The 26,895-nt window shown below is 50.1% G+C and carries 26 protein-coding genes, 1 pseudogene and 1 other annotated feature; of the genes and pseudogenes, 10 read left to right on the top strand and 17 right to left on the bottom strand.

The features are described from left to right. Window positions 1-21: 21 nt before the first annotated feature. The 3 genes from ACPV3A_RS07460 to ACPV3A_RS07450 are packed head-to-tail and all read right to left on the bottom strand — an operon-like array spanning window position 22 to window position 1,690. Complete coding sequence (locus ACPV3A_RS07460) at window positions 22-513, bottom strand: MogA/MoaB family molybdenum cofactor biosynthesis protein (protein WP_071222524.1); 492 nt, start codon at window positions 511-513, stop codon at window positions 22-24. Window positions 514-562: 49 nt separating this feature from the next. Next, a complete protein-coding gene (moaC, locus tag ACPV3A_RS07455; RefSeq protein ID WP_071222520.1) occupies window positions 563-1,039 on the bottom strand; it encodes a cyclic pyranopterin monophosphate synthase MoaC in 477 nt (158 codons plus the stop codon). 3 nt (window positions 1,040-1,042) lie between these two features. After that, a complete protein-coding gene (locus ACPV3A_RS07450; RefSeq protein WP_426198650.1) occupies window positions 1,043-1,690 on the bottom strand; it encodes a 5-formyltetrahydrofolate cyclo-ligase in 648 nt (215 codons plus the stop codon). A 354-nt stretch (window positions 1,691-2,044) separates the two neighbouring features. On the opposite strand from ACPV3A_RS07450, the gene ACPV3A_RS07445 reads away from it, so the two are divergent. Next, complete coding sequence (locus ACPV3A_RS07445) at window positions 2,045-3,997, top strand: ABC-F family ATP-binding cassette domain-containing protein (protein ID WP_426198648.1); 1,953 nt, start codon at window positions 2,045-2,047, stop codon at window positions 3,995-3,997. A gap of 480 nt (window positions 3,998-4,477) precedes the next feature. Here ACPV3A_RS07445 and ACPV3A_RS07440 read toward each other — a convergent pair whose 3' ends face one another. The 5 genes from ACPV3A_RS07440 to tsaE form a co-directional block, all read right to left on the bottom strand. Further along, complete coding sequence (locus ACPV3A_RS07440) at window positions 4,478-6,001, bottom strand: 2-isopropylmalate synthase (protein ID WP_339294848.1); 1,524 nt, start codon at window positions 5,999-6,001, stop codon at window positions 4,478-4,480. Between the two features lie 153 nt (window positions 6,002-6,154). After that, window positions 6,155-6,496 (bottom strand) — a binding site (T-box leader). Between the two features lie 519 nt (window positions 6,497-7,015). After that, on the bottom strand, window positions 7,016-8,065 hold the full coding sequence (gene tsaD, locus ACPV3A_RS07435; protein ID WP_194544451.1) for a tRNA (adenosine(37)-N6)-threonylcarbamoyltransferase complex transferase subunit TsaD: 1,050 nt from the start codon (window positions 8,063-8,065) through the stop codon (window positions 7,016-7,018). Continuing rightward, window positions 8,062-8,586 carry a ribosomal protein S18-alanine N-acetyltransferase gene (gene rimI, locus ACPV3A_RS07430; RefSeq protein WP_194544452.1) on the bottom strand — a complete coding sequence of 175 codons (525 nt, stop codon included), beginning with the start codon at window positions 8,584-8,586 and terminating at the stop codon, window positions 8,062-8,064. Before rimI ends, tsaD begins: the two co-directional genes overlap by 4 nt. 19 nt (window positions 8,587-8,605) lie before the next feature. Continuing rightward, window positions 8,606-9,397 (bottom strand): tRNA (adenosine(37)-N6)-threonylcarbamoyltransferase complex dimerization subunit type 1 TsaB, encoded by a 792-nt coding sequence (gene tsaB / locus ACPV3A_RS07425; protein WP_426198645.1) that lies wholly within the window; start codon window positions 9,395-9,397, stop codon window positions 8,606-8,608. After that, window positions 9,384-9,854: a tRNA (adenosine(37)-N6)-threonylcarbamoyltransferase complex ATPase subunit type 1 TsaE gene (gene tsaE / locus ACPV3A_RS07420; RefSeq protein WP_194544948.1), complete on the bottom strand. Its 471-nt coding sequence runs from the start codon at window positions 9,852-9,854 to the stop codon at window positions 9,384-9,386. The genes tsaB and tsaE overlap by 14 nt, the downstream gene beginning before the upstream one ends. 251 nt (window positions 9,855-10,105) lie before the next feature. On the opposite strand from tsaE, the gene ACPV3A_RS07415 reads away from it, so the two are divergent. Beyond that, window positions 10,106-11,287: an epoxide hydrolase family protein gene (locus tag ACPV3A_RS07415; RefSeq protein WP_426198643.1), complete on the top strand. Its 1,182-nt coding sequence runs from the start codon at window positions 10,106-10,108 to the stop codon at window positions 11,285-11,287. Window positions 11,288-11,404: 117 nt separating this feature from the next. Here ACPV3A_RS07415 and ACPV3A_RS07410 read toward each other — a convergent pair whose 3' ends face one another. Continuing rightward, on the bottom strand, window positions 11,405-11,587 hold the full coding sequence (locus ACPV3A_RS07410; protein ID WP_071222503.1) for an H-type small acid-soluble spore protein: 183 nt from the start codon (window positions 11,585-11,587) through the stop codon (window positions 11,405-11,407). 4 nt (window positions 11,588-11,591) lie between these two features. Beyond that, a complete protein-coding gene (locus ACPV3A_RS07405; RefSeq protein WP_216530731.1) occupies window positions 11,592-11,879 on the bottom strand; it encodes a hypothetical protein in 288 nt (95 codons plus the stop codon). Between the two features lie 396 nt (window positions 11,880-12,275). Here ACPV3A_RS07405 and ACPV3A_RS07400 point away from each other — a divergent pair, with 396 nt between their 5' ends. From ACPV3A_RS07400 to ligD, 3 genes are read left to right on the top strand one after another with little or no spacing between them, the layout of a single operon-like run. Continuing rightward, entirely contained in the window at window positions 12,276-13,205 is a 930-nt protein-coding gene (locus ACPV3A_RS07400; RefSeq protein WP_194544456.1) for a Ku protein, read from the top strand. A gap of 14 nt (window positions 13,206-13,219) precedes the next feature. After that, a complete protein-coding gene (locus ACPV3A_RS07395) occupies window positions 13,220-14,116 on the top strand; it encodes a DNA ligase (protein ID WP_426198640.1) in 897 nt (298 codons plus the stop codon). A 5-nt stretch (window positions 14,117-14,121) separates the two neighbouring features. Further along, window positions 14,122-15,039 (top strand): non-homologous end-joining DNA ligase, encoded by a 918-nt coding sequence (gene ligD, locus ACPV3A_RS07390; protein ID WP_194544458.1) that lies wholly within the window; start codon window positions 14,122-14,124, stop codon window positions 15,037-15,039. On the opposite strand, the gene ACPV3A_RS07385 is transcribed toward ligD, so the two are convergent. After that, window positions 15,022-16,116, bottom strand: coding sequence for an SPL family radical SAM protein (locus ACPV3A_RS07385; protein WP_194544459.1), 1,095 nt, complete (start codon window positions 16,114-16,116; stop codon window positions 15,022-15,024). The two genes, ligD and ACPV3A_RS07385, sit on opposite strands and share 18 nt — an antisense overlap. Before the next feature lie 226 nt (window positions 16,117-16,342). On the opposite strand from ACPV3A_RS07385, the gene ACPV3A_RS07380 reads away from it, so the two are divergent. After that, window positions 16,343-16,918 carry a TetR/AcrR family transcriptional regulator gene (locus tag ACPV3A_RS07380; RefSeq protein WP_194544460.1) on the top strand — a complete coding sequence of 192 codons (576 nt, stop codon included), beginning with the start codon at window positions 16,343-16,345 and terminating at the stop codon, window positions 16,916-16,918. Between the two features lie 49 nt (window positions 16,919-16,967). Next, the gene (locus ACPV3A_RS07375) at window positions 16,968-18,038 is read left to right on the top strand and encodes a serine hydrolase domain-containing protein (protein ID WP_426198637.1); all 1,071 of its coding nucleotides are present in this window, start codon (window positions 16,968-16,970) and stop codon (window positions 18,036-18,038) included. A gap of 61 nt (window positions 18,039-18,099) precedes the next feature. Here ACPV3A_RS07375 and ACPV3A_RS07370 read toward each other — a convergent pair whose 3' ends face one another. Then, a complete protein-coding gene (locus tag ACPV3A_RS07370; RefSeq protein WP_113061072.1) occupies window positions 18,100-19,017 on the bottom strand; it encodes a YitT family protein in 918 nt (305 codons plus the stop codon). A 167-nt stretch (window positions 19,018-19,184) separates the two neighbouring features. Further along, window positions 19,185-20,615 (bottom strand): cardiolipin synthase, encoded by a 1,431-nt coding sequence (gene cls / locus ACPV3A_RS07365; RefSeq protein WP_339294854.1) that lies wholly within the window; start codon window positions 20,613-20,615, stop codon window positions 19,185-19,187. Between the two features lie 237 nt (window positions 20,616-20,852). Between cls and ACPV3A_RS07360 the strand changes: the two genes are divergently transcribed. Then, window positions 20,853-21,824 carry a M23 family metallopeptidase gene (locus ACPV3A_RS07360; protein ID WP_339219715.1) on the top strand — a complete coding sequence of 324 codons (972 nt, stop codon included), beginning with the start codon at window positions 20,853-20,855 and terminating at the stop codon, window positions 21,822-21,824. Window positions 21,825-21,856: 32 nt separating this feature from the next. After that, the gene (locus ACPV3A_RS07355; protein ID WP_071222492.1) at window positions 21,857-22,276 is read left to right on the top strand and encodes a bactofilin family protein; all 420 of its coding nucleotides are present in this window, start codon (window positions 21,857-21,859) and stop codon (window positions 22,274-22,276) included. Between the two features lie 133 nt (window positions 22,277-22,409). Here the strand turns inward: ACPV3A_RS07355 and ACPV3A_RS07350 are convergent, their stop codons facing one another. Continuing rightward, window positions 22,410-23,183 (bottom strand): ABC transporter permease, encoded by a 774-nt coding sequence (locus tag ACPV3A_RS07350; protein WP_426198634.1) that lies wholly within the window; start codon window positions 23,181-23,183, stop codon window positions 22,410-22,412. Then, window positions 23,176-24,093: an ABC transporter ATP-binding protein gene (locus ACPV3A_RS07345; protein ID WP_426198632.1), complete on the bottom strand. Its 918-nt coding sequence runs from the start codon at window positions 24,091-24,093 to the stop codon at window positions 23,176-23,178. Before ACPV3A_RS07345 ends, ACPV3A_RS07350 begins: the two co-directional genes overlap by 8 nt. Before the next feature lie 583 nt (window positions 24,094-24,676). Here ACPV3A_RS07345 and ACPV3A_RS07340 point away from each other — a divergent pair. After that, window positions 24,677-24,868, top strand: a pseudogene (locus tag ACPV3A_RS07340) (helix-turn-helix domain-containing protein); the annotation flags it as partial. A 111-nt stretch (window positions 24,869-24,979) separates the two neighbouring features. Here the strand turns inward: ACPV3A_RS07340 and ACPV3A_RS07335 are convergent. After that, complete coding sequence (locus ACPV3A_RS07335) at window positions 24,980-25,906, bottom strand: LCP family protein (RefSeq protein WP_194544466.1); 927 nt, start codon at window positions 25,904-25,906, stop codon at window positions 24,980-24,982. A gap of 407 nt (window positions 25,907-26,313) precedes the next feature. After that, window positions 26,314-26,676, bottom strand: a complete 363-nt coding sequence (locus ACPV3A_RS07330) for a hypothetical protein (protein WP_426198630.1) — start codon at window positions 26,674-26,676, stop codon at window positions 26,314-26,316. Between the last annotated feature and the right edge of the window lie 219 nt (window positions 26,677-26,895).

The following is a 26,895-nucleotide window of genomic DNA, read 5'->3' as shown; positions in this document are numbered from 1 at the left end:
TAATTATCTAGTAAATACTCTCTAGAGCTGCTCCCGATATTGGCCCGTTACCATCAGCAGTGCTTCCGGAAGCTGATCCATAACCGCCGCCAGATTCTCGTGCACACCTTTGGGCGAACCCGGCAAATTGACAATCAAGGTACGGCCGCGGACGCCGCATACGCCCCGAAACAGCATCGCGCTCCGATTCTTCTGCATGACGGTAGCGCGCATCGCTTCCGCAATGCCCGGCACTTCGCGTTCGATGACCCGCTTGGTCGCCTCCGGCGTAACATCCCGGACCGCCAGCTCCGTTCCGCCAGTCGTGAGGACAAGGTCCACTTGATAATAATCCGTAAGTTCGATCAATGCCGCAATAATTTCATCCGGCTCGTCCGGTACGATCCGGTATTCAATAATTTCTCCGCTCAGCTCTTCCTCCACCAATTCCCGGATCACTTGAGCGCTCGTATCCTCGCGTTCCCCCCGCGAACCTTTGTCGCTCGCCGTCAGGATCGCCGTTTTCCACACCATCTGCCCTCTCTCCTTCCCACTCGTCCGAATCTCCTATCTCTATGCAATCCTATGTTGTTTCTTGTATGTAATCCCCGCTCTTTCCTCCGGTTTTGCTTACCAGGTAGGTCGGGCCGATGACCATGTCTTTTTGCAAGGCTTTGCACATGTCATAGACCGTCAGCGCAGCGGCGGAAGCTGCTGTCAAAGCTTCCATTTCAACACCGGTTTTGCCTGTGGTCTTCACAGTCGTTTCTATATATAACTCATCCCTAGCATTATCGCTGAACTCCACATTCACGCCAGTCAACGGCAGCGGATGACACATGGGAATCCAGTTTGACGTGTTTTTGGCAGCCATGATAGCCGCAACCTGCGCTACGGCAAGCACATCTCCCTTGCCAATTTTCCCCTCCTGGATGCGAATCAGCGTATCCGGGTGCATACGAACCGTAGTCTTCGCTACCGCTGTCCGGGCTGTTACATCCTTATCACTGACATCCACCATGCGTGCTCTGCCTTGGCCGTTAAAATGACTCAATTCCATCTCTTATCCCTCCGCTGCAGGTCTGGCCGTTGCCGAATGTCCCAACTCCGTAACCAAACCGTCCAATACCCTATCATGTTCTTCCATAGGGATATGCTCCAAGACTTGAACCTCGTAGCCAATTCCCATCCACAAAGGTTCACCGATCTGAGCGTTGTCTTGCGCTCCCTGACTAAGCCTGTCCGATAGCCGGTCATAATAACCGCCTCCGTATCCAAGTCTTCCGCCCTTCCTGTCAAACGCAAGCCCGGGCACCCAGATGATATCAGGTCCGGGATGATTCCATTTCTGCGACCGCAACGGATCTGGCTCCGGAATGCCGTAAGCTCCGGGAATCAGCTCATTCCATGCCTGAAGTTTATACAATTCCATCGAACGGTCTTGGGGCAGACTTCGGGGAACGATAACCTGAATCCCCTGCTTCCACGCCCATTCAACCAGCGGCCGGGAATCCAGTTCGGAGCGAAAGGGGACATAAATCATCATGCTCTGAAATTGAAATTGATTCATGACCTCTGAAGCAAACTTGCAGGCTTGCTTCGAACACTTCGAACGCTCTTGCCCGGATAACTCATCCCTGCGTAATGTCATCACTTTGCGCAGGGCTTCTTTTGCGGATACCCGCTTCAATTCTTCCTCAGGGTTCAACACGTGATCTTTCCTCTCACGCTTATAATTAATTTTAGTTTACCACTGTTCCTTCCTTTCGCCAAGAATGCCGGAAGTCGCCAATCATGGTCGATTGTTCGGCCATTTTCATGTACACTTACTTTAAGATATCAGAACGTATACACTTCAAAGCATGACCACGCTGAGAATGTACGTCGGGAAACGTTTTTCTTAAGAGATAAGATTGTTTATACATCAGGGGCTACCCTCCTTATCTCGCAAGAAAAACTTCCGCTATACGCGGTCTGTCTTCTGAGAATGTACGTCGGGAAACGTTTTTCTTATAATGAAGAATTAATGGTACAAACATATAGAATGATGGAGGTTTCACATAACATGCTGCTGCAAGCCAATGGCATTACGAAATTATACGGAGTTACGCCCGTCCTTGACGGGATCAATCTGCAGGTGCTTGAACGCGAAAGAATCGGTCTTGTCGGAGTCAATGGAGCCGGGAAATCGACCCTGCTCAAAATTTTGGCAGGCGAGATGTCTTATGATGGCGGACAAATCTTCAAGGCTAAGGAAACCACCGTTGGTTATCTTGCCCAGAACAGCGGGCTTCAGTCCGATTCGTCGATATGGAACGAGATGCTGGATGTCTTCGCTCCCCTTCTGGAGRTGGAGCGCGAGCTGCGTCAGATGGAGGAACAAATTGCCGACCCGAAGTCGAGCGAGGATCCGAAGAAATACCAAGAGCTTCTGGATCGTTATGCGATCCGTTCGGACTGGTTCAAGGATCAGGGCGGTTATGAGATCGAAACACGTATCCGCAGCGTCCTTCACGGCATGGGATTTGGCAGTTTTTCGCCGGACACCTCCATTGCCACATTAAGCGGCGGGCAGAAGACAAGGCTGGCCCTTGCAAAAATATTGCTGCAGGCACCTGACCTGCTCATGCTGGATGAACCGACGAACCATTTGGATATCGCGACCCTCACCTGGCTGGAGGATTATCTGCGCGGCTATTCCGGTTCATTGCTGGTCGTTTCCCACGACCGCTATTTCCTGGATCGGCTTGTAACGACCATCGTTGAGATCGAACGCCGTCATTCCAAAAAATATACGGGCAACTACAGCCGGTATATTGAGCTGAAGGCAGCGGAATACGAATCCCAGCTGAAGCAGTACGAGAAGCAACAGGATGAGATTTCCCGGATGGAGACCTTCATTCAGCGGAATCTGGTCCGGGCCTCCACGACCAAGCGCGCACAGAGCCGTCGCAAAGCGCTGGATAAAATTGAGCGGCTGGATAAACCGCTGGGAGATTTGAAGAAAGCACACTTTTCTTTTGAAGCCGAATATATGTCAGGCAAGGATGTGCTTCATGTGCGGGAGCTGGCGCTTTCGTTCGAGCAGGACAAGCCATTGTTCCGTCAGGTTTCCTTTGATCTCAGCCGCGGGGAGACCGTAGCTTTGATCGGACCCAACGGAGTGGGCAAATCGACACTCCTGAAATGCCTGATCGGTACCATGAAGCCAACGGCGGGATCGCTGCAATGGGGTACAAAAGTCAAGATCGGCTATTACGATCAAGAGCAATCCGAGCTGAATCCGAGCAATACCGTTCTGGAAGAGCTATGGGGCACCTATCCGCATATGGAGGAAGCCCGCATCCGCACCGTTCTGGGCAACTTCCTCTTCAGCGGCGAAGATGTCCTCAAGAAGATCAGTTCCTTAAGCGGAGGGGAAAAGGCCCGCGTATCGCTTGCCAAGCTGATGCTCCTGGAAGCCAACATGCTCATCTTGGATGAGCCGACGAACCATCTGGACTTATTTGCAAAAGAGGTTCTTGAATCAGCACTCATGGATTACGAAGGCACTTTATTGTTCATATCCCATGACCGTTACTTCCTTAACAAAATGGCCGAGCGCATCATCGAGCTTCATCCGGACGGCATTCAACATTTCCTGGGTAATTATGACGACTATACGGAGAAAAAGCAGGAAATTATCGATATGAATGACGAACCTTCCGAGCCGTTTGCTCGTCACACCCTGAAACAGGAAGGAAAAGCTGAAGCTTCCGTCGAGAAACAGGGAGCCGTTTCCTTTGAAGCCGAGAAGCAAGCCAAACGGGAGGAGCGAAACCGTCAGCGCAAGCTCGCAAGTCTGGAAGAGCAAATCCATGCTTTGGAATCGGACATAACCGAGTTAGAGGCCGAGATGACCCTGCCGGAGATCTATCAGGATTATATGGCACTCCAAGAACGCCAGCAGTCGTTAGAGGAGAAAAAGAGTCAGCTTGAGCAAATTTTTGCCGAATGGGAGTCATTGCTGGAAGATTAAAAAAAGTTCACAAAAGTGTTTCAAATGGAGTTTTGCATTTATACACAAACTTATCCCCAAGAATGGTGCATAAGTTTACCATGAAAATGGCCGAAACGGCCATTTTTTTGTTGTTATACGCGCACTCCTGGTCCTATATCCAGCTTTATCCACTAAGTTATTCACATTATCCACAGTTTCCACCGGAAAATTTGAAAATCCTGTCCCCTCTTTTCAGCGTCTTGCAAAAGACCGATTTAACGACATTTTTCTCGCTTATGCACATTTTTTGGCGAATATGTGGATAACGTTGTTCACAACTTGACAGAGTTATATGTCTTATATAATGGACTTCTATATAGACTTATCTCTTGTTATCTGCAAGTTTTTATCGAGCTTGATTATGAAAAAAAGCGACCCTCCTCCATCCGGTTCGGAAGGTCGCTTGTGCCATCAATCATAGAAGCGTTAGACGCTAAGGTTCCCTATTCAGCTTTTCGCCTAGACCGACATCAACGCCGAGTTGCATGCAGCAACGTATGCCAGGCCTGCCGCCATAACGATATCCTGATGCACAGCCGTTCCGCGGAAGATCTTGCCCGCCTTCTCAACCGTGACCGCCGCTTCGGCATGCGCGTCTTCGCCGCTGCTTAACGAGTGGAGCTCCAGATCGCCAAAGCGGATATCGCTGCTAATTCCTTGGCTGATTGCCGAGATAACGGCTTGCACCGGACCGTCCGCCACGCTGGAGTAAGTGGCTTCCGTTTGCTCGCTCAGATGACGCAGCGTGATTGCCGCGACCCGGCTGCTGCCCGTTCCCGAGATGACCTGGGCCTCGATCAGCTCATATACTTGGGCTGGTTTGCCCAAAGTGCTGCTCACCATTTGCAGCAGCTGATCATCGCTGACCACCTTCTGACGATCAGCCGTCTCCTTGAAGGTATCGTACAAGGACTCCATCTCGTCTCCATCAAGCTGAACACCGTACCGGGCAAGACGATCCTTCAGCGCATGACGACCGGAATGCTTGCCCAGCACAATCATGCTCCGCGGAATCCCCAGCTTTTCCGGATCCATAATCTCGTAGGTGCTTCGGTCCTTCAGCAGACCGTCCTGGTGGATGCCGGACTCATGCTGGAAGGCGTTCCTGCCGACTACAGGTTTATTAAAAGCGATCGGAAAATGCATCGCACCGCTAACGAGACGAGATACTTCATACAGCTTCTCGGCCGTAATGCCCGTCTCTGCCCGCAGCATGTCACCCCGGGTGGATAGAGCCATGACCAGCTCCTCCAATGCGCAGTTGCCTGTACGCTCGCCTACCCCATTCACGGTAACCTCGATTTGGCTGGCGCCATTCTCAATCGCGGCCAGGCTGTTGGCCACAGCCAAACCGAGATCATTATGGCAGTGGGCGCTATAGGCGACCGTCTTTCCGCCACGGGCGCCTTCCCGCACACGTCGGAACATCTCGCCATATTCATTCGGAAGCGCATATCCCACCGTATCGGGCAGATTGATTATCGTTGCACCCTCTTCAATGACGGCTTCCACCATCTCAATCAAGTCGTCAATGCCGGTACGCGAGGCATCCATCGCCGTAAATTCCACCACGTCGCTGAACTGCTTCGCATAAGCTGTCATCTCACGTGCCCTTGCCACTACATCCGGACGACTCATGCGCAGCTGGTGTCGAAGATGGATGTCGGAAGATGAAATAAACAGATGGATTCGCCTTTTGGCCGCATCCTGGGTGGCCTTGACGGCAGCATCAATATCCCCTTTCACGGCCCGTGCGAATCCGCATATCTCGACCTGCTGCAGCTGTCTCGAGATGGCCTGCACAGCGGCAAACTCCCCGGGACTAGACACTGGAAATCCGGGCTCCATCACATCTACGCCCAGCTCAGCCAGCTTTCCGGCCAGCACAATTTTCTGTTCTGGCTGCAGGCTTGCTCCCGGGGCCTGTTCCCCGTCCCGCAACGTTGTATCGAATATTTGGATGGTTCTCATGGATTCACTCATTTTGCATACTCCTCCTGAGTTATGGTATGACCCGATTTCCTACGGGAACGTTGTTTAGTCTGTTCCATATGTTCGCTTTACGTCCGCACGTCGACTTGCGTCCGCATCCCACCCTGCTGCTGCCGGCAGCAAAAAAGCCCGCCATCTCTTCATATAAGAGACGACGGGCTTAGACCCTCCGTGGTACCACTCTAATTGACGCGCCTAATTTCGCAGCTGTTCCTTCGCGACATATGCACGTCCACTCACTGTCCATGATCTCCTCATACCGGCCGGTCATGAAGAGAATGGACGTCCTGATGACGGAGGAAACTCCGTAAGAGAGTACAGCTGCATTCAGGGTCGTTGGGCTGTCTAGCTCCATCAACCGATGCTTGCTGCTGTTCCCCTCTTCCGCTCCCGGGCGAGATTCGAAGGTTGCTGCCGCTGCGTTACACCAAACCCGCAGCTCTCTGTAGACGGCTCCCTTTTACTGCTCCCGTTCATTGCGTTTATTCGATATGTTGTTATGCTGACTATCATATCCTTCGGATCACTATATCCGAGATTCCGCTTTTATCATCTGCGGATTGAAAGTGAAGCTTTATCAGATTGATTCGTATTTAGCTGTCCAAGCATGCAAAAAAGCCTGCCATCTCTTATTCAAGAGACGACAGGCTATCCTATCGCGGTACCACTCTTGTTGACTCTAAGCTCCCGGGATCATCATGCTATCTCCCGAACCTAAAGCCCCCTCCATCGCCAAATCACAAATGATTTGTGCGGAGCCATTCTCACGGAGGCCATCCCGTAGCAAGGTCAAACTCCGCAATTCAATCCGTGCCTGACCGGCACTTCGCTGCGCAAGGTTCCCCAGCTCCGCTCCCAGGTGAGTTCAGGTCCCTCTCGTCTGCGTTGCACCGTCCCGCAGCTCTCTTCATCCAAGGTTCACCTTACTGATCCTGTTCTTCGCGTTTCAACATTCTGGAATTTGATAAAGATTATACGTCCTATACAAATACGTGTCAAGTGGCTTTAGCTTAATGGCTCCGCCCAAAGCTCCAGTGACATTTGCGGGTCGGCCTTCATATCGAGCGGCGTAAAGCTCCCCTGCTTCCATTTCAGATGCGCCGCGGCAGCAATCATCGCTCCGTTATCGGTACAATACTGAAATGGCGGGATCGTCAGCAATATCCCTTCCTGCTCGCAGCGTTCAGCCAAGGCTTTACGGAGTCCGCGATTGGCGGCAACGCCGCCGCACAGCAGCAGCTGCTTGGCATCATATGCTCTGACCGCACGAACCGCCTTTTCCACGAGCACTTCGACCACGGATTCCTGGAAACCCCGGGCTATCGCTTCCGTCCGGACTTCCTCTCCACGCATTTTGCTCTGATTGACGACATTTAATACAGCCGATTTCAGACCGCTGAAACTGAAGTCGTAGGAATCCGGCTCCAGCCATACGCGAGGAAGCTCCACAACCTCCTCGGCCTCCAATGCCATTCGGTCGACATGCGGACCGCCGGGATATGGGAAGCCAAGCGCCCTGGCCACCTTGTCGTACGCTTCGCCAACCGCATCATCCCGCGTCCTGCCGATCAACTCAAAGCTGCCTTCGTCTTTCATGTAGACCAGCTCGGTGTGACCGCCGGAAACCACCAGCGCCATGCAAGGGTAAGCGATATCGCCCACAAAACGATTGGCATAGATATGACCCGCAATATGATGCGTGCCAATCAGCGGCTTGCCGAGCGCAAACGCCAGGCTTTTAGCAGCCATAACGCCAACGAGAAGCGCCCCAACCAGGCCAGGACCCTGCGTTACGGCGATCGCCGACAAATCCTTCATTTCAATGCCGGCCTCAGCTACGGCTTGTTCAATAATTAGCGTGATACTCTCCACATGCTTGCGGGAAGCCACCTCGGGCACCACCCCGCCAAAAGCTTTATGTGTTTCAATCTGGCTGGCAATGACACTGGACAAAACCTCGCAGCCATCCTTTACAACGGCAACCGAGGTTTCATCGCAGCTCGTTTCTATCGCCAATATGCAGCTGTGCTGCCGGTCTACTCTTTCTTCATTCATGATAGCCTTTGACTTCCTTCCTCGCCATCGTCCTCCCGATAAGGGGGCAGATCTGCCCACATGATGAGTGCGTCTTCCTGATTATCGGAATAATACCCCTTCCGGACACCGGCTGGTTTAAACCCTTTTTTGATATATAAGTGCTGGGCCACGTGATTGGATACCCGGACTTCCAGCGTCATTTTCTCCATTCCCATATAGGCAGCAGTCTTCATCAATTCCGTAAGCAGACGATCGCCCCACTTGCGTCCGCGGTACTGCTCCAGAAGCGCAATATTTGTAACGTGCGCTTCATCCACGATCGTCCACATGCCTGCATATCCTACCGTTTTGCCTTCGTACTCCATAATCATATAACGTGCAAAATGATTCAATTTCAGTTCATTGTGAAAAGCTTCCTCGGTCCAGGGCACGGTGAACGCTTCGCGCTCCACCACGAGAACCTCCGGAATATCCTCCAGGGTCATCAACCGAAAGGACAAACCGTCTTCACCATCTACCGGCTTCTTCTGCTGATTCATGACGAATCCTACGCTCCCTTCACCGCTTACGCAGCAGGTTCGCTTCCGCTTCGGAAAGCTGTGTATAATTGGGTACCAGTGTATGCAGATCATCCGTTTCTCCGGCGAGCAGCCTCGCTGCGCCCAAGTACCCCATCCAGCGGCCTTCGAGCGAGTACGGATGAATATGCAGCCGTTCTCCGAACCCCGGCTCAAGCCTGCGGGCGGTTTCGGCATGGAGTTCCACTTCCCCAATAAACCAAAGGCAGACCGGGCGTTCCTCTTCAGGCAGCTTGCTGATGCGTTCCTTAATGGCTTCCACCCAGGATTGCATCAGGCGAATACCGTCTGCCTCCAGACGTATCGGCGCACTCTCCTTGCTCTCTGAATCGGCAGCGAATAAAGCCGTGTACACCTGTCCCCGTCTTGCATCAAGCAGCGGAATGATCCAGTGGACTCCCGCCTTTGGCTCGGCTTCGTTCCATCCGGACTTCAGGCCCCCCCATGCAAGGGCTTGCAGGCTGGATACCCCGACAACCGGGATGTGATTAGCCCATGCCAATGTTTTGGCAGCCGTTACCGCAATCCGGATTCCTGTATAAGATCCCGGCCCTACTCCCACGGCAATGCCGTCCATCTGGTCCATGCCGAGGCCTGCTTCAGCAAGCGCCTGTGCCATCACCGGATGCAGATGCACCGAGTGATTGCGGTCTGCGTTCGTGTTCACTTCCGACAGCAGCTTGTCATGCTCCATCACGGATACCGCCAGCGATGCCGTAGACGTATCCAGCGCCAAAAACCGCTGCTGCGGCTTCGTGTCATTGTTGTTCATTCCAGCTACCCCATTTTTCATTCAAATCCCGGCACCACTCGCCATAGGGCTCGCCCTGGCTTGAAAGTGTGATGGTCCGGTGCGTTTCGCCTGTCGTTTCAAGCTGGATATGCAGATACCGCTCAGGCAACAGCTCAGTGATCAGACTGCTCCATTCCACGAGACAAACCCCTTCGCCAAAAAAATACTCATCCAGCCCGAGCTCATCCGCTTCATCGACCGACAAACGGTACACATCCATATGGTAGAGCGGCAGACGCCCCTCATATTCTTTAATAATCGTAAATGTCGGGCTATTCACAACCCCGTTCACACCAAGGTGCTGTGCAAATTGTTTGGAGAATGCCGTTTTTCCTGCTCCAAGATCCCCGTCCAGTCCGATGACAGTCCCTGGCTCCGCTCTAGCGGCCAGCCAAGCAGCAAGCTGCTCCGTCTCCTCCAGACTGCTTGAAATCATTCGAAACTGGCCCTCCGTACGGCCATTGTTCACTGATAACCCACCCTTTACTTAGTTTGCCCATATCTCAAAATACTTGATCTTCATTATATCGGTCCTCCCAACCCGCTGCAAGAACATGAGTTTCGCCTTCATTACTCAGTTAAGAAAAGAAACGTAAAACCAGGTTGCAAACACTGACACTACGTAGTCAAAGATTAAGCATTATAGTTAAACCATAACAATGATAAAAAGATTTGAGGAGGATTATAATGAACCCCACGAATGTATCGAACACAGCCCCATATTCAGAAGAAACCATACTTCCATTTCGCATTCAAATTCCAGAGTTGGACTTGCTTGACCTTAAGGAACGTTTGACCCGCACTCGCTGGCCTGATGACCTGGAGGATCATCACTGGGAATATGGCACACCGCTGTCTTACCTGAAAGAGTTATCCACCTATTGGAAGGATGTTTACGATTGGCGTAAATATGAAACCATGTTGAATCAATTCCCTCAATATACGACCACCATCGATGGGCAAAACATTCACTTTCTGCATGTTCGCTCCCCTGAGCCTGATGCGCTTCCTCTAATCATAACCCATGGCTGGCCCGGATCGATTGTGGAGTTTACCCGCCTGATTGAACCGCTCACCAATCCCGGCAAGTACGGTGGAAATCCGTCCGATGCATTTCATCTCGTGATCCCGTCCCTCCCAGGCTTCGGCTTTTCCGGGCATACCACCGAACGCGGATGGAATATCGAGCGTGTCGCTAAAGCGTGGGATGAATTAATGCGCCGCCTGGGCTATGAACGATATGGAGCACAGGGGGGAGATACCGGGAGCATGGTTTCAGCGGAACTTGGCCGGATCGCTGCAGAGCGAATCGTTGGCGTACATTGTAACGGTCTGTCGGTGTTTCCAACCGGAGATCCGGCTGAAAGCGAGAACCTTACGGCTGTAGAGAAACTTCGCTATGATGAATTAGCCGGTGGCGGATTTGAAGGGTCCGGATATGCCATCCTTCAGGCGACCGAACCCCAGACGCTTTCCTACGGCTTAACGGATTCCCCTGTTGGGCAGCTTGCATGGATTGTAGAGAAGTTTAAGGAATGGACCGATCCAGCGGCCAATCTTCCTGAGGATGCAGTAGACCTTGAGCTCCTTCTAACGAATGTCTCGATCTATTGGCTGACAGCAACGGCAGGCTCCTCCGCAAGAATCTATAAAGAAAGCTCGGACAATTGGGGAGCGCCGGCACCATATTCCTCCGTGCCCACCGGCGTGGCGGTCTTTCCCAAAGATCTCTCCATTCGCAGTATGGTCGAGCAGCAGTACCATGTCGTCCATTGGTCAGAGTTCGACCGCGGCGGCCATTTCGCCGCATTGGAAGCTCCTGATCTGCTGACTGAAGATATCCGGTTATTTTTCAGAGAGATTCGTTAACGGCAGGGTCAACACAAACACACCTTATCCGGGTTCCAACTTACGGAGTCCCGAGTAAGGTGTGTTTTTTCGTGTTTATTAAACTGTTCCCCGGAATTCTAGAGGCCCTGCAATAAGCTATTCGCCTTCTTTTAACCGGTCTACGTCTACAGTCAGCGTATTGGTCGGACGGGAGCCGACCTGGACGGTGGCCATTCCGTTCTGCTGATCCACATGCTCGATCCACACGGACTCCCCTTCCAGGTTGACCTTGTAAATATCCTTGGAGTTGAAAATCTCTACGGCGCGCTGTATCTCCATACGTTTAATCCTCCTTCTCCCTATTTCTTGGCGATTCGTCCACGATGTCCATCGTATCGGTTGTGGAAGGGCCGATCAGCCCATTATCTATGGTGACATTACCTCCGCCAAGGCCTTCGTTGATCATCCGGTCAATATCGAACATCGTAGATTCGCGAGAGATCTCGCTCTCCTCCGAGGTCAGGCTGTTCCAATCCACCATGTCCCCGTTCACCGATTCTGCAGCGGAATGGTCCGAGGCTCTGTCCTTCTGTATCTCTTCCGACGTTTGGGTTTCTCTAGGCTCCGTCATGACGAAAATTACCTCCTTATACAGGCAGCGTTCAACGTCAATATGCCACAAACAGGTTCTAATTATGCAATCCTGAGCTATAACTCATACTAGAGTCTTTTTTTGGGCACACTGATAGAGGTAGTACAAAAAGTCCGCTTTTGATCACGAAGCAAATCAGGAAGCAAGCAGCTCGGCATCGAATCTTGAATTCAGCCGGGCCTTCCGGTGCTCACGTACCCAAAATGTACGCTCCGCTTCTCAGTCCCTATCTTCATCCAACCTTCTCGGTGCTGAAAACCGACCTTTTTGAACACGCACTGATAGAGGTAGTACAAAAAGTCATAGTAGTCGTTTATTACGTTTACTACACGGTCATACCCAAACATATTAGAATTTGATAGGAGGTTTCATAGAATGCATACGGTATGGAAGGGCGCGATCAGCTTTGGTCTGGTGCACGTGCCTGTCAAGATGTTCTCGGCCACGGAAGATAAGGATATTTCGATGCGGTACATCCACAAGGAGTGCGGCAGTCCGCTCTCTTACATCCGCAAATGTCCGGTATGTGAAGAGGAAGTGGCCTGGGAGGAAATTACGAAGGGATACGAGTATGAGAAGGGGAAATTCGTGCTATTCGAAAAAGAGGAACTGGAGCAGCTGGCGGAACAGAACAGCAAAAACATAACGATACTGGACTTTGTGGATCTGACCGAAATTGACCCAATTTATTTTCAAAAGACGTACTACCTCTCGCCGGATCAAGCAGGCGCAAACGCATATCGGCTCCTGCTGGAAGCGATGAAGCAGTCAGGCAAAATCGGCATCGCCAAAATCGCTATTCGCTCGAAGAGCAGTCTGGCCGCGATCCGGGTGCTCGATGAATGCTTGTCGATCGAGACGATTTTCTACCCGGATGAGATCCGGCCGATCTCCCAGGTCCCGAATTTGCCTGAAAGAACCGAGGTCAACTCCAAGGAACTCGATATGGCCAAATTGCTGATTGACCAGCTTTCGACTCCCTTTGATCCTGAGAAATACACGGATGATTATCGCGAACGTCTCCTGGATCTGATCAACAGCAAAGTATCCGGTGAAGAAATCAAGATTGCCCCTGCTCGTCAGGAGACCAACGTTGTCGATCTAATGGCTGCCCTCCAGGCAAGCATCGAAGCTGTAAAGCCGATCGGAACGGATCCGGGCACCAAACCAAAGCCGCGTAAAACGACCCGGAAGACGGCAGCCAAAGAACCTGCTGCCAAGGTCAGCGGCGGAGAAGGCGACCTTGACGCACCGAAGCCGAAGCGCCGAACAACCAAATCCAAGAAATCCGACTCCACTTCCTGATCCGTATGGGACAAATGCAGAATCTGCTGCCCAAAGAGCCGATGGCACCGATCTCGACGGACCAGATCACGACAGGCGAGGATTGGGGTTATCAGCTGAAATGGGACGGTGTGCGCATACTCGCCGGGCTTGACCAAAACCGCGTATCGCTATATTCCCGCAAGCTGCTCGATAAAACGTCGCTGTATCCCGAAGTCGTTCAGGCATTATCCGGCTTGCATGAACGGCGACTTCTTTTGGATGGTGAGGTTGTCTATTTTCATCCGGAGCTGGGTCGTCCCGTGTTTCAGAAGGTACTTCAGCGGGAGCGTTCGCGTGCGATCAGCACGAACGCTCCTCTGTTTACTTATGTTCTCTTCGATATTCTGGTGGACGGCGACCAAGACTTGCGTAAGCTGCCCTATCTTGAACGTCACCACCGCCTGAAGGAGATCGTTTCCGATACGCCGGGCCTGCTGACCGCGGATCTGTTTCTTGAAGGCGAGCATTTATGGAATTGGGCCGAAGCACGGGGATGGGAGGGCATTGTAATGAAGCGCCTCTCCTCTCCTTATCGTGAAGGCAAGAAACACCGGGATTGGTACAAGAAAAAGATTGCCGTGAACATGACAGCCACCGCCGTCGCAATGATCATCAGGGAAGGCCGTGTAGCCAGCCTTGTCATTGCCGATGACGATGGCAATTACATCGGCCGTGCTTCCCTGGGGCTTAATGAGCAGACGAAGAAGAGGCTGCTGCAATATGCCGAAATGCATCGTGCTGACGCGGTATGGAGTACGCTCCATACCGACCTGAAGAAGGAACAGCTGGCCTGGCTTAGCCAGCCGCTTTCCGTTCAGGTCACATTTCTCGAGTGGAGTCAGGATGGCATGATGCGCCATCCCAAACTCGTATCGATTGAGGGGGTGTAAACCATATGGCTCGTACCGTCAAAGGCACCCTGACGATCGAGGGACAGGAGATTCAAATTACGAATCCAGACAAACCACTTTGGCCGGAAGTCGGCATTACCAAAGCGATGTATCTGCAAAAGCTTGCGGCCATCTCCCCGTTCCTGCTCCGGTACTGCCGGGGCAGGCTGCTCACGACCATTCGGTATCCTCACGGAGCCGAAGGCGAATCCTTCTATCAGAAAAATGCGCCGGAGCCGCTGCCTCCTTTTGTTCAGACCTATGTGCACGAAAATATTAACTACGTGCTGCTCAACGGACTGCCGGAGCTGCTATGGCTGGGGAACCTGGCTGCGCTTGAGTTTCACCCTTCGCTGCACCTCGCAGGCAGCAATCTGCCCTGCGAATGGATGATTGATCTGGATCCCACGCTGCCGGAGGAGCCGCGCATCATGGAGGCGACTGCCATTGTAGGGGACGTACTGACCTCGTTGGGCTTGTCCTCCGTCCCGAAAACCTCAGGTGCTACCGGGGTCCAGATCATCGTTCCCATTCAGGAAGGCATTACGTTCGATGAACTTCGAACAGTAGGCCAATTCGTGGGGCAATATGTAACCGAGAAATTCCCCAAGCTGTTCACCATTGAACGGCTGAAGAAGAATCGAGGCGATAAAATCTACTTCGATTATCTTCAGCATTACAGCGGAAGGACACTCGCCGCTCCTTATACACCGCGGGCCCGGCGGCTGGGGACCGTCTCTACACCGCTCACTTGGGACGAGGTCCGTCAGGACGTTTCTCCCACGGAGTTTCATCTGCTGAACATCGAGGAACGATTAAGAGAGAAGGGGGACCTGCTGCAGACCCTGCCTCCTCAACCGATAGAGAACGTCATCCGACATCTGAAGCCACAAGGAAAGGCAGGATCAAAAAGGAAAGGATAGCTGCTCCACATCCGGCACAAGCTCCTCCCCGGAGACCGGTGCGGCCGGTTGCGGCAGCTTCCTTGGCTGTACAGAAACAGCTGCCAAATCTTCCGCTGAACGAAGATGATCGCGAGCGCCTTCCACCTGCGCCCCGTCCTCTTGAGAAATCCCGCTTCCGATCGTCCCGGGCCGGCTCACGCCAGCAGCAGATGCCCCCGGGGTCAGTCCATTCAGTTCACATTCGTTCAGCAGCCTGGCTGCCATCGACTTGAAGGAACGTACGTAATGCTCTTCGGCATATGCGCCCTGCGCATATAACTCACGGTAAGGCTGAACCACTTCAGGAAACTGGTGTTTCAGTGTTTCGATATACCATTTCTTCACATCGCGCGAGAGTCTCAGCAGCGAGATCATGGCAAAGGAAACGCCCCTTACCTTCGCCTGCGACAAGAGCTCCCTCAGCTCCCATTCCTTATCCGTCAAAAAGGGCAGCACAGGCGCCACAAACAAACCCGTTCTTATGCCTGCAGCCGATAATCGGTGGATCGTATCGAGCCTGCCCTCCGGATGAGGCGATGCCGGCTCCAGCTTCCGGATGATGTCCCCATTCAGCGTGTTGAGGCTCATGTTGACGGATACATTCTCCATCCGTGTCAATATGTCCATATCCCTGAGCACGAGCGGAGAGCGCGTTGTAATGCTCGTGGAGATGCGGTATTTAGCTAGCAGCTTCAGGCACTCCCGCGTAATGCCCTCCTTGCTCTCGATCGGCTGATACGGATCGGTTGCCGTTCCGATCGTAACCTGTCCTATCGATCTCCGCATCGCTTCAATATCATGATCAAACTTCCTCGCAGCACTCGATAACTGCTTCTCCAGCGCTTCCGCTGCATTCGACTTCATAAAGATATGATGCTGAAACTCATCCTCCGCCCCCATGCCAATGAAGGACTGGAAAGCGCGAGCATAACAAAAGCTGCAGCCATGCCCGCACCCGCGGTACGGATTGATGGACCAATCGAAGGGCATCCTCTCTTCCTTCACTCTGTTTAAAGTCTGTTTGGTGGTTATACGTTCATATTGCGTACGAGCCATTCCTCTTCCTCCCTTCTGATCCTGTAATGCTATCTTGAATTATTTCATATTTTAACAAACATATGTTCTTATTATAAGTGGATTTTACTGGATTTACAAACCAACCCCCACCACGCTTCATGGGAACCGGTTGAACTCCGTCCATTTACGATTTATAATCATTAAATATCATGTGATATATATCAACTGTTATACATATAAATTATCTAAGGAGTTGCAGACAGTCATGGCACCGAAAACAAGGTTCACCAAACAAGATATCGTGCTAGCCGCATTTGACATTGCCAAGACCGATGGGATCGAGTCCATTACGATTCGTAAAGTAGCTGAACGTCTGGGCAGCTCCATCGCGCCGATCTATGTCAATTTCAACGATGCCGAAGAACTGATTCAACAGGTCGTCGACAAGACCTTCCAGGTAGCTAGAGGATTGATTACAGAGCAGAAGTCCGGTCAGCCCTTCCGGGATATCGGCATGGCAAGTCTCCGATTCGCCAAGGAGTACCCTGTGCTCTACCGGGATTTGATAATGAAGAACAATCCCCACACGAAGAATACCCCCGAACAAATTCGTGAGGTTATCGGGTTAATGAAGTTGGACCCGGAGCTTGCGGGATTTTCTGATCAGGAGCTGCAATCAATTTTATTGAAAATGCAAACCTTTCAGACGGGTCTTTGTGTCATGCTAGCCAATGATCTGTTCACGGAGAGCGTTGATGACGACAAGATGATCCATATGATGGATGAGGCTGCTCAAGATTTCATACGTGCCGCTCGTTTGCGGAAACAGCAAGAGAAATGAATCTGCATTAGGTGTCAATACATTTCGATCTATAGGAGGTTTACGGAGAATGGGAAGAGCCCTAGAGCAGTCGCTTCTGGATGAATGGTTGGAACGGATCGCCAATAAAAAGAATGTGTTTAGCACGGTTCTGTGCGTCGAGGACCAGGAACAATCCCTATCCCTTGTCAGCAGCGGCGGGGCAATGAAGACTGAAGACCGCTATTTCATTGCCAGCGTGACCAAATTATACGTGACAGCCGTAATCTTAAAATTACGAGCCGAGCAGCAGATTGGGCTCGATGATCCGATCGGCCAGTACCTCCCCGAAGAGATCATGGCGGGACTGCATAGGATGGAGAACAAGGATTACTCTGGAGAAATCACCGTCAAACAGTTAATGTCCAATACGTCTGGCATTCCGGACTATTTTTCTGGAAAGGTCTTCTCCGACCTCATCGCCGGGCATGATCAGGCTTGGAGTCTGGACAAAACATTGGATGAGGCTAGACGGCAACAGCCCAAATTCAAACCAGGCCAGAGAAATAAAGCCCAATATTCCGACACTAATTACCGGCTGCTTGGCCGAATGATCGAGAATATCAAGGGCGAATCCATTCAGAACGTATTCAAGGAATATATTTTCGACAGGCTGAATCTGACACAGACGTATTTTTTTCATGATCCCGAAGATACAAGCCCCGTTCCTTTCTATTATAAGAAAAAACGTTTGGACCTTCCTCTGTACATGGCGTCAATCGGAGCGGAAGGCGGCATCGTCTCAACGGCAAGGGAAACGATGATGTTCCTGCGCTCCTTTTTTAACGGGGAACTGTTTCCGATAGGTGATCTGGATGAACTCCAGAGACAATGGAATTTTCTCTGGGCACCGGGCCCCTTTTTCTATGGCACCGGCATTTCAAGACAGCCGCTATCTCCATTCAGCCTCGGACGGGGACTCATTGGTCACTGGGGTCAATCCGGCGCATTTGCCTTCCATCATCCTGAATCAGGACTCTATTTCACTGGAACCGTGAACCAGGCTGTCGGTCAATCCGCGGCTGTGCAGGTGATGACAAGAATCATACGTTATTATGGGCGGGAGAAGAAGACGCTTCACTTACACACAGACACCCCATAAACAAAAAGATGCTCCACCCGGTTAACTCTCAACGTGGGTGGAACATAGCACTTTAAAGTTATTAATGTATGGCCTTCTTCTTAAAGCGGCCGCCCTTCACATCATGGATGTTTCCGATGGCAACAAAAGCCTGGGAATCCCAATCCTCCACGATGGATTTGAGTTTCGCTTCTTCCAAACGGGTGATGACAACAAAGATAACCTTCTTGCTGTCCCCGGAATAAGCACCCTCTCCATCCAGATAGGTTACGCCGCGTCCCAAACGTTGGGTTAACGCATCACCGATCTCCTTATGCTTATCACTGATTATCCATACCGATTTGGATTGATCGATGCCTTCGATTGTAATGTCAATCAGTTTAAACGCCAGGTAATAAGCAATCAGCGAGTACATGGCATGATCCCAACCGAAAATAAATCCTGCGCTGCCCAGAATAAATACGTTAATGAACATCACGATTTCACCGACAGAGAACGGTGTCTTCTTGTTGATCAGAATGGCTACGATTTCCGTGCCGTCCAAGGAGCCGCCGGACCGGATTACAAGACCAACCCCGATCCCGAGCAGAACGCCGCCGAACACGGCCGCTAGCAGCGGATCGATGGTAATCGGATCGACGGGATGCAGAAAATAAGTTCCAATGGACATGACCACTACAGCGAACAACGTGGATAATGCAAAAGTTTTCCCGATCTGTTTATATCCCATAAACAAAAATGGAAGGTTGAATAAGGTCAGGAATATACCAAGCGGAAAATCCGTGATATGGGAAACCATAATGGATATCCCGGTAATGCCCCCGTCAATAATTTTGTTGGGCACCAGAAAGATCTCCAGCCCTACTGCCATTAGTACCGCACCGAAAGTTAAGAACACCAGACGGCGGAGAAGCTTCAAGGTGGTTGAGCCTGCCTTGGGATTCTCCGGCTTCTGCTGCTCCGCTTTCACTTGCGCAAGAATCTTCACATCACTTGACATAAATCTCCCCCGTTCAACTTATGAAAAATAAGCTAGTTTATATTTATAAGTGAAACCCTTATAAATATTCTATCATATAAACAAATGCTGGACATAGAACTTTCAGGCTTCTTCCTGAATTTCACTTGCATGCCCTGCATTCTTACATATCAAGTAAGATGTTAAACCTAAAGTAAGGGAGACAGCATCCTGCATAATATTTCGGCAGCTTTCTGCCATCTTCCGCGCTGACGGAACACCTCCGCATCGATAAGCCTGCTCTGTTTGAGATCCTCCTTAAAATCCGCAACCAACCGTTCGATGGGCAGCTGATCAAACAGTACGGCGGTCAGCTCGAAATTACAGAAAAAACTCCGCATATCCATATTCGCCGTACCGACTGAGCCGAGAAGCTCGTCCACAATGAGCACCTTGGCATGGATGAATCCTTTTTCATATTCGTAGAAGGTAACTCCCGCTGCCAGCAGCTCTTCCACATAGGACAAGCTCGCCATTTTCACAAAACGGGAATCGGCACGATCGGGGATAATGATCCGCACATCCACACCACTCACCGCCGCCGTCTTCAGCGCCTCATATATTCCTTCATCCGGAATGAAATAAGGCGTGGTGATCCATATTCGTTCTTTGGCTACGGATATCGCCCCAAAGCACATCTCCTGGATGGCATTCCAGTTCAGATCCGGTCCGCTGCTCAATATTTGCACTTGCTCATCCCCGGTGCATTGATGCTCCGGGAACAGCCCGAAATCCGCAATGCGCTCTCCGGATGCGAGCTTCCAATCATGCAGAAACACATTTTGCAGGAAGTAAACCGCATCTCCCTTTACTTCCAGATGCGTGTCGCGCCAGTAGCCCATTTTCGGATATTCGCCCAAATAGTCGTCCCCGACGTTAATCCCGCCAAGAAAACCGATTATGCCGTCCACCACGACGATTTTACGGTGATTCCGGTAATTGATTCTGCGGCTGAACATCGAAACCATGGCGGGCAGGAAGAAATAGAACTCCACTCCCGATTCCTTGAACCGCCGAATGAACGTTTTCTTGAGTTTATAACTGCCAAGCCCGTCACAAACCAGGCGTACCTTGACGCCTTCTTGCGCCTTTCGGATCATGACCTCCTGAAACTTCGTGCCGATCCGGTCATGACGAAAGATATAGAACTCCACATGGATGTGGTCTTTGGCCTGTTCCATAGCACGCAGCATGGCATCGTAAGTCTCTTCTCCATCCGTCAACACGCGGCTCTGATTACAGCCTGTAATCGGACTCTCCGACAAGTGATTGAGCAGATTGAACAAACGGTCATTATGATGAAATTCAGCATTGTTCATGCCTTCCTTGTTCCAAACAACGGCGGCCCGATCCCACAGGTGTCCCCTAAGCTCCTGAAACAGTCTGGAGCCCCGCTTGCGAATCTTCAACCGCTTCTGATAGTCCCTAGCCACAAAGAAATAGAGTACAAACCCGATCAATGGGAGGCAAAATAAAATAAACAGCCAGGCCACGGCCTTGGACGGATTCCGAAACTCCAGCAACAGCACTGCAACCATCTGCAAAATAAAAGTAATAAGTGCAACCAGAAGCCACATCATACCGGCAGCCTCCTCACCATGAATAATAGTCGTATTTGAATCGATTAACTACACTACATCATTGACCAATTCCATATGTATTTATTCAATTACCCAATGGCGCACCATACTGAATAAATTCTCTTATCTAATAATTTTTGACATGTTCTTCGAAAGAATAGAATACATACTAGATAAGGAGCTGGCCAAGTCTAGCGGGTACCATGATCCATAAACGATGTATGGAAGGGAGATGCCATGAAAACCACACACCGTAAACAACGCTTAACCTTGCTGGTGCTTCGGGATGCCCAGCATTCAGTCAAACAGATCCATCTGTCCAAGCCTCTAATGATAGCGGTGCCCGCGGCCGCTATTTTGTCCATCGCCGGACTGATCGTTTCCCTGCAGATCCAGTCGGCCCAGACGATCTCGGGGCTGGAGCAGCAGCTGATGCTCAAAAACCTGGAAGCCTTAAAGATGGAAGTAACGGTTACCGACAAGGAAGAAGCCATAGAACGTCTAAACAAAGCCATCATTCAGCTGTCGGGCGAAGCAGAGCAAACGAAGGTCCAGATGGAGCGCGTTCAGCAGCTGGAGCAGGAGCTTCAGCAGTTTATTCAGAAGCACGGCAGCTTGTCAGGACAGACCTCCTCCATCACAGATGAGGATAAGCAGCATGTCGGAGGGGAATTCATTGCCGTTCATGAGAATGGAATGTTAAGTCTCGCGAAGGAGACTCAGGATGATTTTGAGGAGATTCAGCAGTTGATTTCTCGCATGGAGCAGCATATTCCGCGTACGCTGGATCAGGCTCAGGAAACCCAGGAGAAACGTGAAGGCACACCTTCTCTATGGCCGACCACCTCTAAGCGGCTGACATCGAATTTCGGTTATCGGAGCGATCCTTTTACCGGGCGTTCGGCCTATCATGCCGGCATCGATATTGCCGGTAAAACCGGCGATCCGATCTATGCCGCCGGTGCCGGTGAGGTGACGGCAGCGGAACGCAGCGGAGCTCGAGGGCTTTATATCGTCGTCAAACACCCGAATGGGCTGGAGACCTGGTACATGCATCTGGACAGTCTGGACGTGTCGGTAGGCGATCATGTCGATCAAGGTGATACCATCGGCAAGCTGGGTTCCTCCGGGCGAAGCACAGGCCCTCATCTTCATTTTCAGGTCGTCAAAAACAACCAGACGATTGACCCGTTGCCTTATCTGCAGTAACAACATTCATTCTTGATGAGGAGGAATATAATATGAAAAAGAAAAACAAGAACAAGCGGGCTTCAGAGCGAACGGATACGCTGATTGGGCCGGGAAGCGAAGTAGAAGGTGTGCTTCAATGCGAAGAAAACCTGCGAATTGATGGCCGCTTTAACGGCTCCATCGAAAGCCAAGGCTGTGTCACGATCGGCGAAGAAGCCATTGCACGCTCCAATATCTCCGCTCGGGAGGTCATCGTGGCCGGCAAGGTGTATGGCGATGTAACGGCAGAAAACAAACTGACCATTACGCCTACGGGACAAATGTACGGGGATGTTTACGCCGCTTCCCTGATCGTTATGGAAGGCGGACTCCTGAATGGAGCAAGCCGGATGGACCATCCAACCTCCAATCAAGATGCTGCGGAGTCAACGGACACCACACTGCCGCTTCAGCGTTCGGAAGCAGGTTAACCTAAGCGTATGGACGACCACTCGAACCCGGCAGTTTTATATAGAGCGGCTAGTTCTTTCAGCCGGCATAATCAAAGAGCCCCTTCCCATCCATGTTCACACGGGCAGAAGGAGCTCTTTTCTTATTCATAAATTAAGCTGCAACGTCTCTCCTCGTAAAGGCCAACCAAGAGATGAGCATGAACAACAGGCTATAAACAACCAGAATCGTGATGGAGAAACCGAGCCCAACTCCCCCCGGTCCGACCGGCGACTGAATGTAACCGCTCAGGTCGGTGTGGAGAAAGAGTAAGTACTTCGCCCATGCAAACCGCTCCGGATTAAAGATAAAGCCGAAAATATCCTTGGTGAACAGAACCAGCAGCGATAAGCCAATCGCCAAACCGCCAGAACGAAACACCGTAGAAAGCATAAACGCAATCAGCGAGATGACCAGCGCCTGGGTCGTATCGGTCAGCAGGAGAAGCAGCGAATTGTTCATCGAAGATCCCTCGAATCCGCCCGACCATCCGGTATTTCCGGAGAATAACAGCAGCGACATAGCGATCCCTACCACAGCCGTGATTCCTGCACAGAGCAGACCGAATAGAAGCAGAGCGGTGAATTTGGACAACAGAATCTTCCCTCGGCTCCACGGCCGAATCAGCAGCAATTTGATGGTCCCTCCGGCAAACTCCCCTGCCACGATATCCGCTGCGATGATCACCGTGAAGATCGTACTCAGGTAGATAGTGAAACTCTCCGTCCATGTGAATACGGTCCAGACATCCATTGGCGCATTCGTATAGTACAGCATGGCAGGCATGGCCACATTAAACAAGAGAAGAATCGCCAGCATGACCCATGTCCGTACGCGATAGTAAATTTTCATATTCTCATTGGCTACAAGACGGGTAAAGTTATTCAACAACGAATCCCCCTCCCGTCATTTCCAAGAATTGATCCTCAAGGGACCGGGTCACCGGCTGTATGGCATAGACCCGTATGCCGGCTCCGACCAATGTCGCGTTGATATCCGCAATCATATTCTCGTCACCGCGGACAATGATTCGGTGATCGCGGGCCGACGCTTGAAATTCTTGGAGCAGCGCCGCCGCTGCTTCCGCGTCATTGACGGTAAATGCCGTCTCTTCAAACACACGCTCTCCCTCAGCCGTCCGCAGCCGCCGGATATCAATCAGCTTGCCGTGACGTATAATGCCAACGGTATCACACATCAGCTCCATCTCGGACAGCAAATGACTGGAGACAAATACGGTCGTCCCTTCCTCCTGCGTCAATCTGCGCAAATAATCTCGCAGCTCCCGAATGCCCTGCGGGTCCAAGCCATTCGTAGGCTCGTCCAGGATCAGAAGCTTCGGCCGGTGCAGCAGTGCCTGCGCCACGCCGAGTCGTTGACGCATCCCCAGCGAATAGGTCTGCACTTTCTCATGAATCCGATTCCCTAGCCCTACGAGTTCCACTACCTCTTCGATACGCTCCTTGGTAATGCCCTGCATCATGCGCGCATAATGCTTCAGGTTGTTATAACCAGACAAAAATTTATACATCTCCGGGTTCTCGACAATCGCGCCAATCTGGGCGGCTGCCTGCTCATAATTGTTCCGTATGCTGTAACCCCCGATGGTAATATCCCCTTGAGTAATAGACATCAGCCCGACCATCATCCGAATGGTCGTTGTCTTGCCAGCCCCGTTCGGTCCAAGAAACCCGAAGATTTGTCCAGATGGAATATCTAAAGTCACATTATCCACCAAAACCTTGGACGAGATTTTCTTCGTAACCCCGAGCAGTCTTACCAGCGGTTCCTGCTTCATGTAATCTATTCTCCTTTGCCCTTGTATCATGCAATCTCCACAATTATACAATACTAGAGCAAAGGACAAAATTGTTGAATGCATGACCCCTATATTGCTGTTAATGGAGCCGTCTACTCGCGATGCACCAACAAAGCCGATTGACACGACTTGCAGACTCCCGCCGGAACATTATGCTTATAGAATCCGGTTTTATACAAGCTGTGGCTTTGTGCAATAGGAAGCATCCGACAGCAACTGACGCAATACATCATCACTTCTTTCATCCCGTCATCTCCTCTTTCGGGATAGATGCATCTATATCTATGCACAGTATGATACAAAATGTATCCACTACAAAAATTCTATATAAATTGTTACTCTTTGTCAAACCTAAATCAAGCATACTATGATGAGACTACAGGACCTGGGATAACCATGATAATCGGAAAGATAAAGATACATTTTTTTCTAAATTTTTAATTAATGATACAATATGTATTGACGATCGATGGAATTTAAGATACATTTTGTATCATATTAGATATTTTATATGATATAGGTTTCCTCTAAATTAATGGAACCTGTAGAGAGGTGATTGTGAATGTCATATGGATCTCGCATTGCAAAATTGCGGGAGCAAAAAGGTTGGACCCAGGAAGAGCTATCCGAACGTATTGGTATCAGTCGGGCTTCTTTATCACATTATGAGAAAGATCGCAGAGAACCAAACTTGGAAACGCTAACAAGATTAGCGGACGTATTTCAAACCACGATTGATCAAATCATTGGAAGATAGTCTGTTCAATCCCCCCACTCAAAAATAATCAAAACAACCTAAAACTTCGATATTCTACTCCACACACAAAAACCCCCTCTACTCAAAAAGGGGGTTTTGTGTTACGAGTCATTCCATATACGCTTGTAACGTAGACGTTATCTTTTCTCGTTCTTGATCACCGACGATATAATACCAAATTCCATTCATTTTTTGTCCATGGCCTGCGATTTCAACCTGCTCAACCTTTTTCAGTTTTTGACGGTACTCTGTTACAAACATCTTCATCTCTTCAAACGAAATATCCGTTTTGACGCTGTTCCCAATGTTATCCAGAAGTGATTCCAGTTTAAAGACCGTCGAAATCCTTATCAACTTATTTAAGATCCCCTTCAGAACCTCCCGCTGCCTTGCATTCCTGCCTAAATCCCCTTTAGGATCTTCAAACCGCATACGCGAGAATGCCAATGCTTCCTCACCGTTTAAGTTCAACTTCCCCTGATCAAAGTCATAGCCTGCATATTCGAACCGCATATGGTTATCCACGGTAACTCCACCCAATGAATCTACAATGCTGGAGAAGCCCTCCATGTCCACTTTAATGTAGTAATCGATAGGGAATTGCAAAAAATTCTCCACGCTGCTGATCGACATCTCAACGCCCCCAAAGGCATAGGCATGGTTAATTTTATCCACCGTTCCATGTCCTACGATATCAGTCCTGGTATCACGTGGAATATTAAAAATAAGTACTGACCCCTTTGCAGGGTTTACTGCCATTAATATCATGACGTCGGATCGTCCACGATCATAGGGCCTTTGGTCTACACCCAAAACCAGAACAGTAAATGGATCAGCGTCCTTCATGTTTTTCTCTCCTACCTGAATAGTCGTCCGGTCATGTACGAATGTTGGAACTACAGGCGAAGGCTCCCGCTCTTCGTAAATCCGAACTGCTGTCGACTTAATGGATTGATACGTATACAGAAGGTAAGCTGAAGGCAGCAGTATAAGAATAGCCAGCAGCCACAGGACCCATTTCCTTGTCATTTTCATCCAGTGATGCCTCCATTGCGTTGACCTTATACTGTCCCGTTAAAGGTCGATGTTGAATCACGACTTAAAGAATACATAAATACAGTGAAATCATCTTGAACAAAGATAGATTAGGAGAAGGGAAACCAGCAGAAAGATGTATCGAGGATGTTTCATGATTACAATGAACTAAATATACAACTCCGATTCGAGATTAGATACAAATCTACATATGAAATTATACAATGAAGTCTCATTATTAATAGGAGAAAAACAACGATATTCTAAAACCTATCCCTCATCATGCATGCGGATTTAAGGTAAAAGAACTAATGACCAAGCAACGTAAATATAGTAGAATAGCAATAAACCATGATAATGATGCATCGGGATTCCCTGTTCGCTGCAGGCTATCCATGAATTACGTTTCAGTTATAGAGACTCATTATATTCGACTCGCTGTGACTGTACATCATTCGGTTCAACATACCCACGATACGGGTCTTTTTATCGCCGTCTGTATGGAATTCAGTATGATACAATTGGCGTCCATAAAAGAGCCCCCTTGATTCAATGTGGCCCGAAAGCAGAATATGATCCACATTATCGTCAATTTCGTAACCCAATATAATATTAGAATGAATCGGTATTTCCCAAGGGCATAGGAATACAAGACCACTGGGCAGCAGTTCTAGCGGAGTAACGGAATGACTTTTCCCATGAATGGTTAATTGCCCGATCTGCATGACTTTAATCCTTACCGTAATTTGGTGTTGCCGTTCTCGTAACATTGGAGGTAACCCATCCGCTCCTTATTATATTTTTTTGGTATGGGACATTTCTGCACTGGATAAAATGATACTAACTGTACCCAAACCTTTACATTGCAGATACAATATGTATCTCATTAATGTTTATAATACGATACACATTGTATCTAGTCAATAAAAAGTAGTCTTTTTATGTTTATAATAAATCGGCAATTTCGTCTTATAGATCTATCCAACTAG

Origin of the sequence: Paenibacillus sp. Dod16, from assembly GCF_049893405.1 — a bacterium.
Classification (GTDB): Bacteria; Bacillota; Bacilli; order Paenibacillales; family Paenibacillaceae; genus Paenibacillus_AQ.
This window is presented reverse-complemented; position numbering and strand designations above follow the sequence as displayed.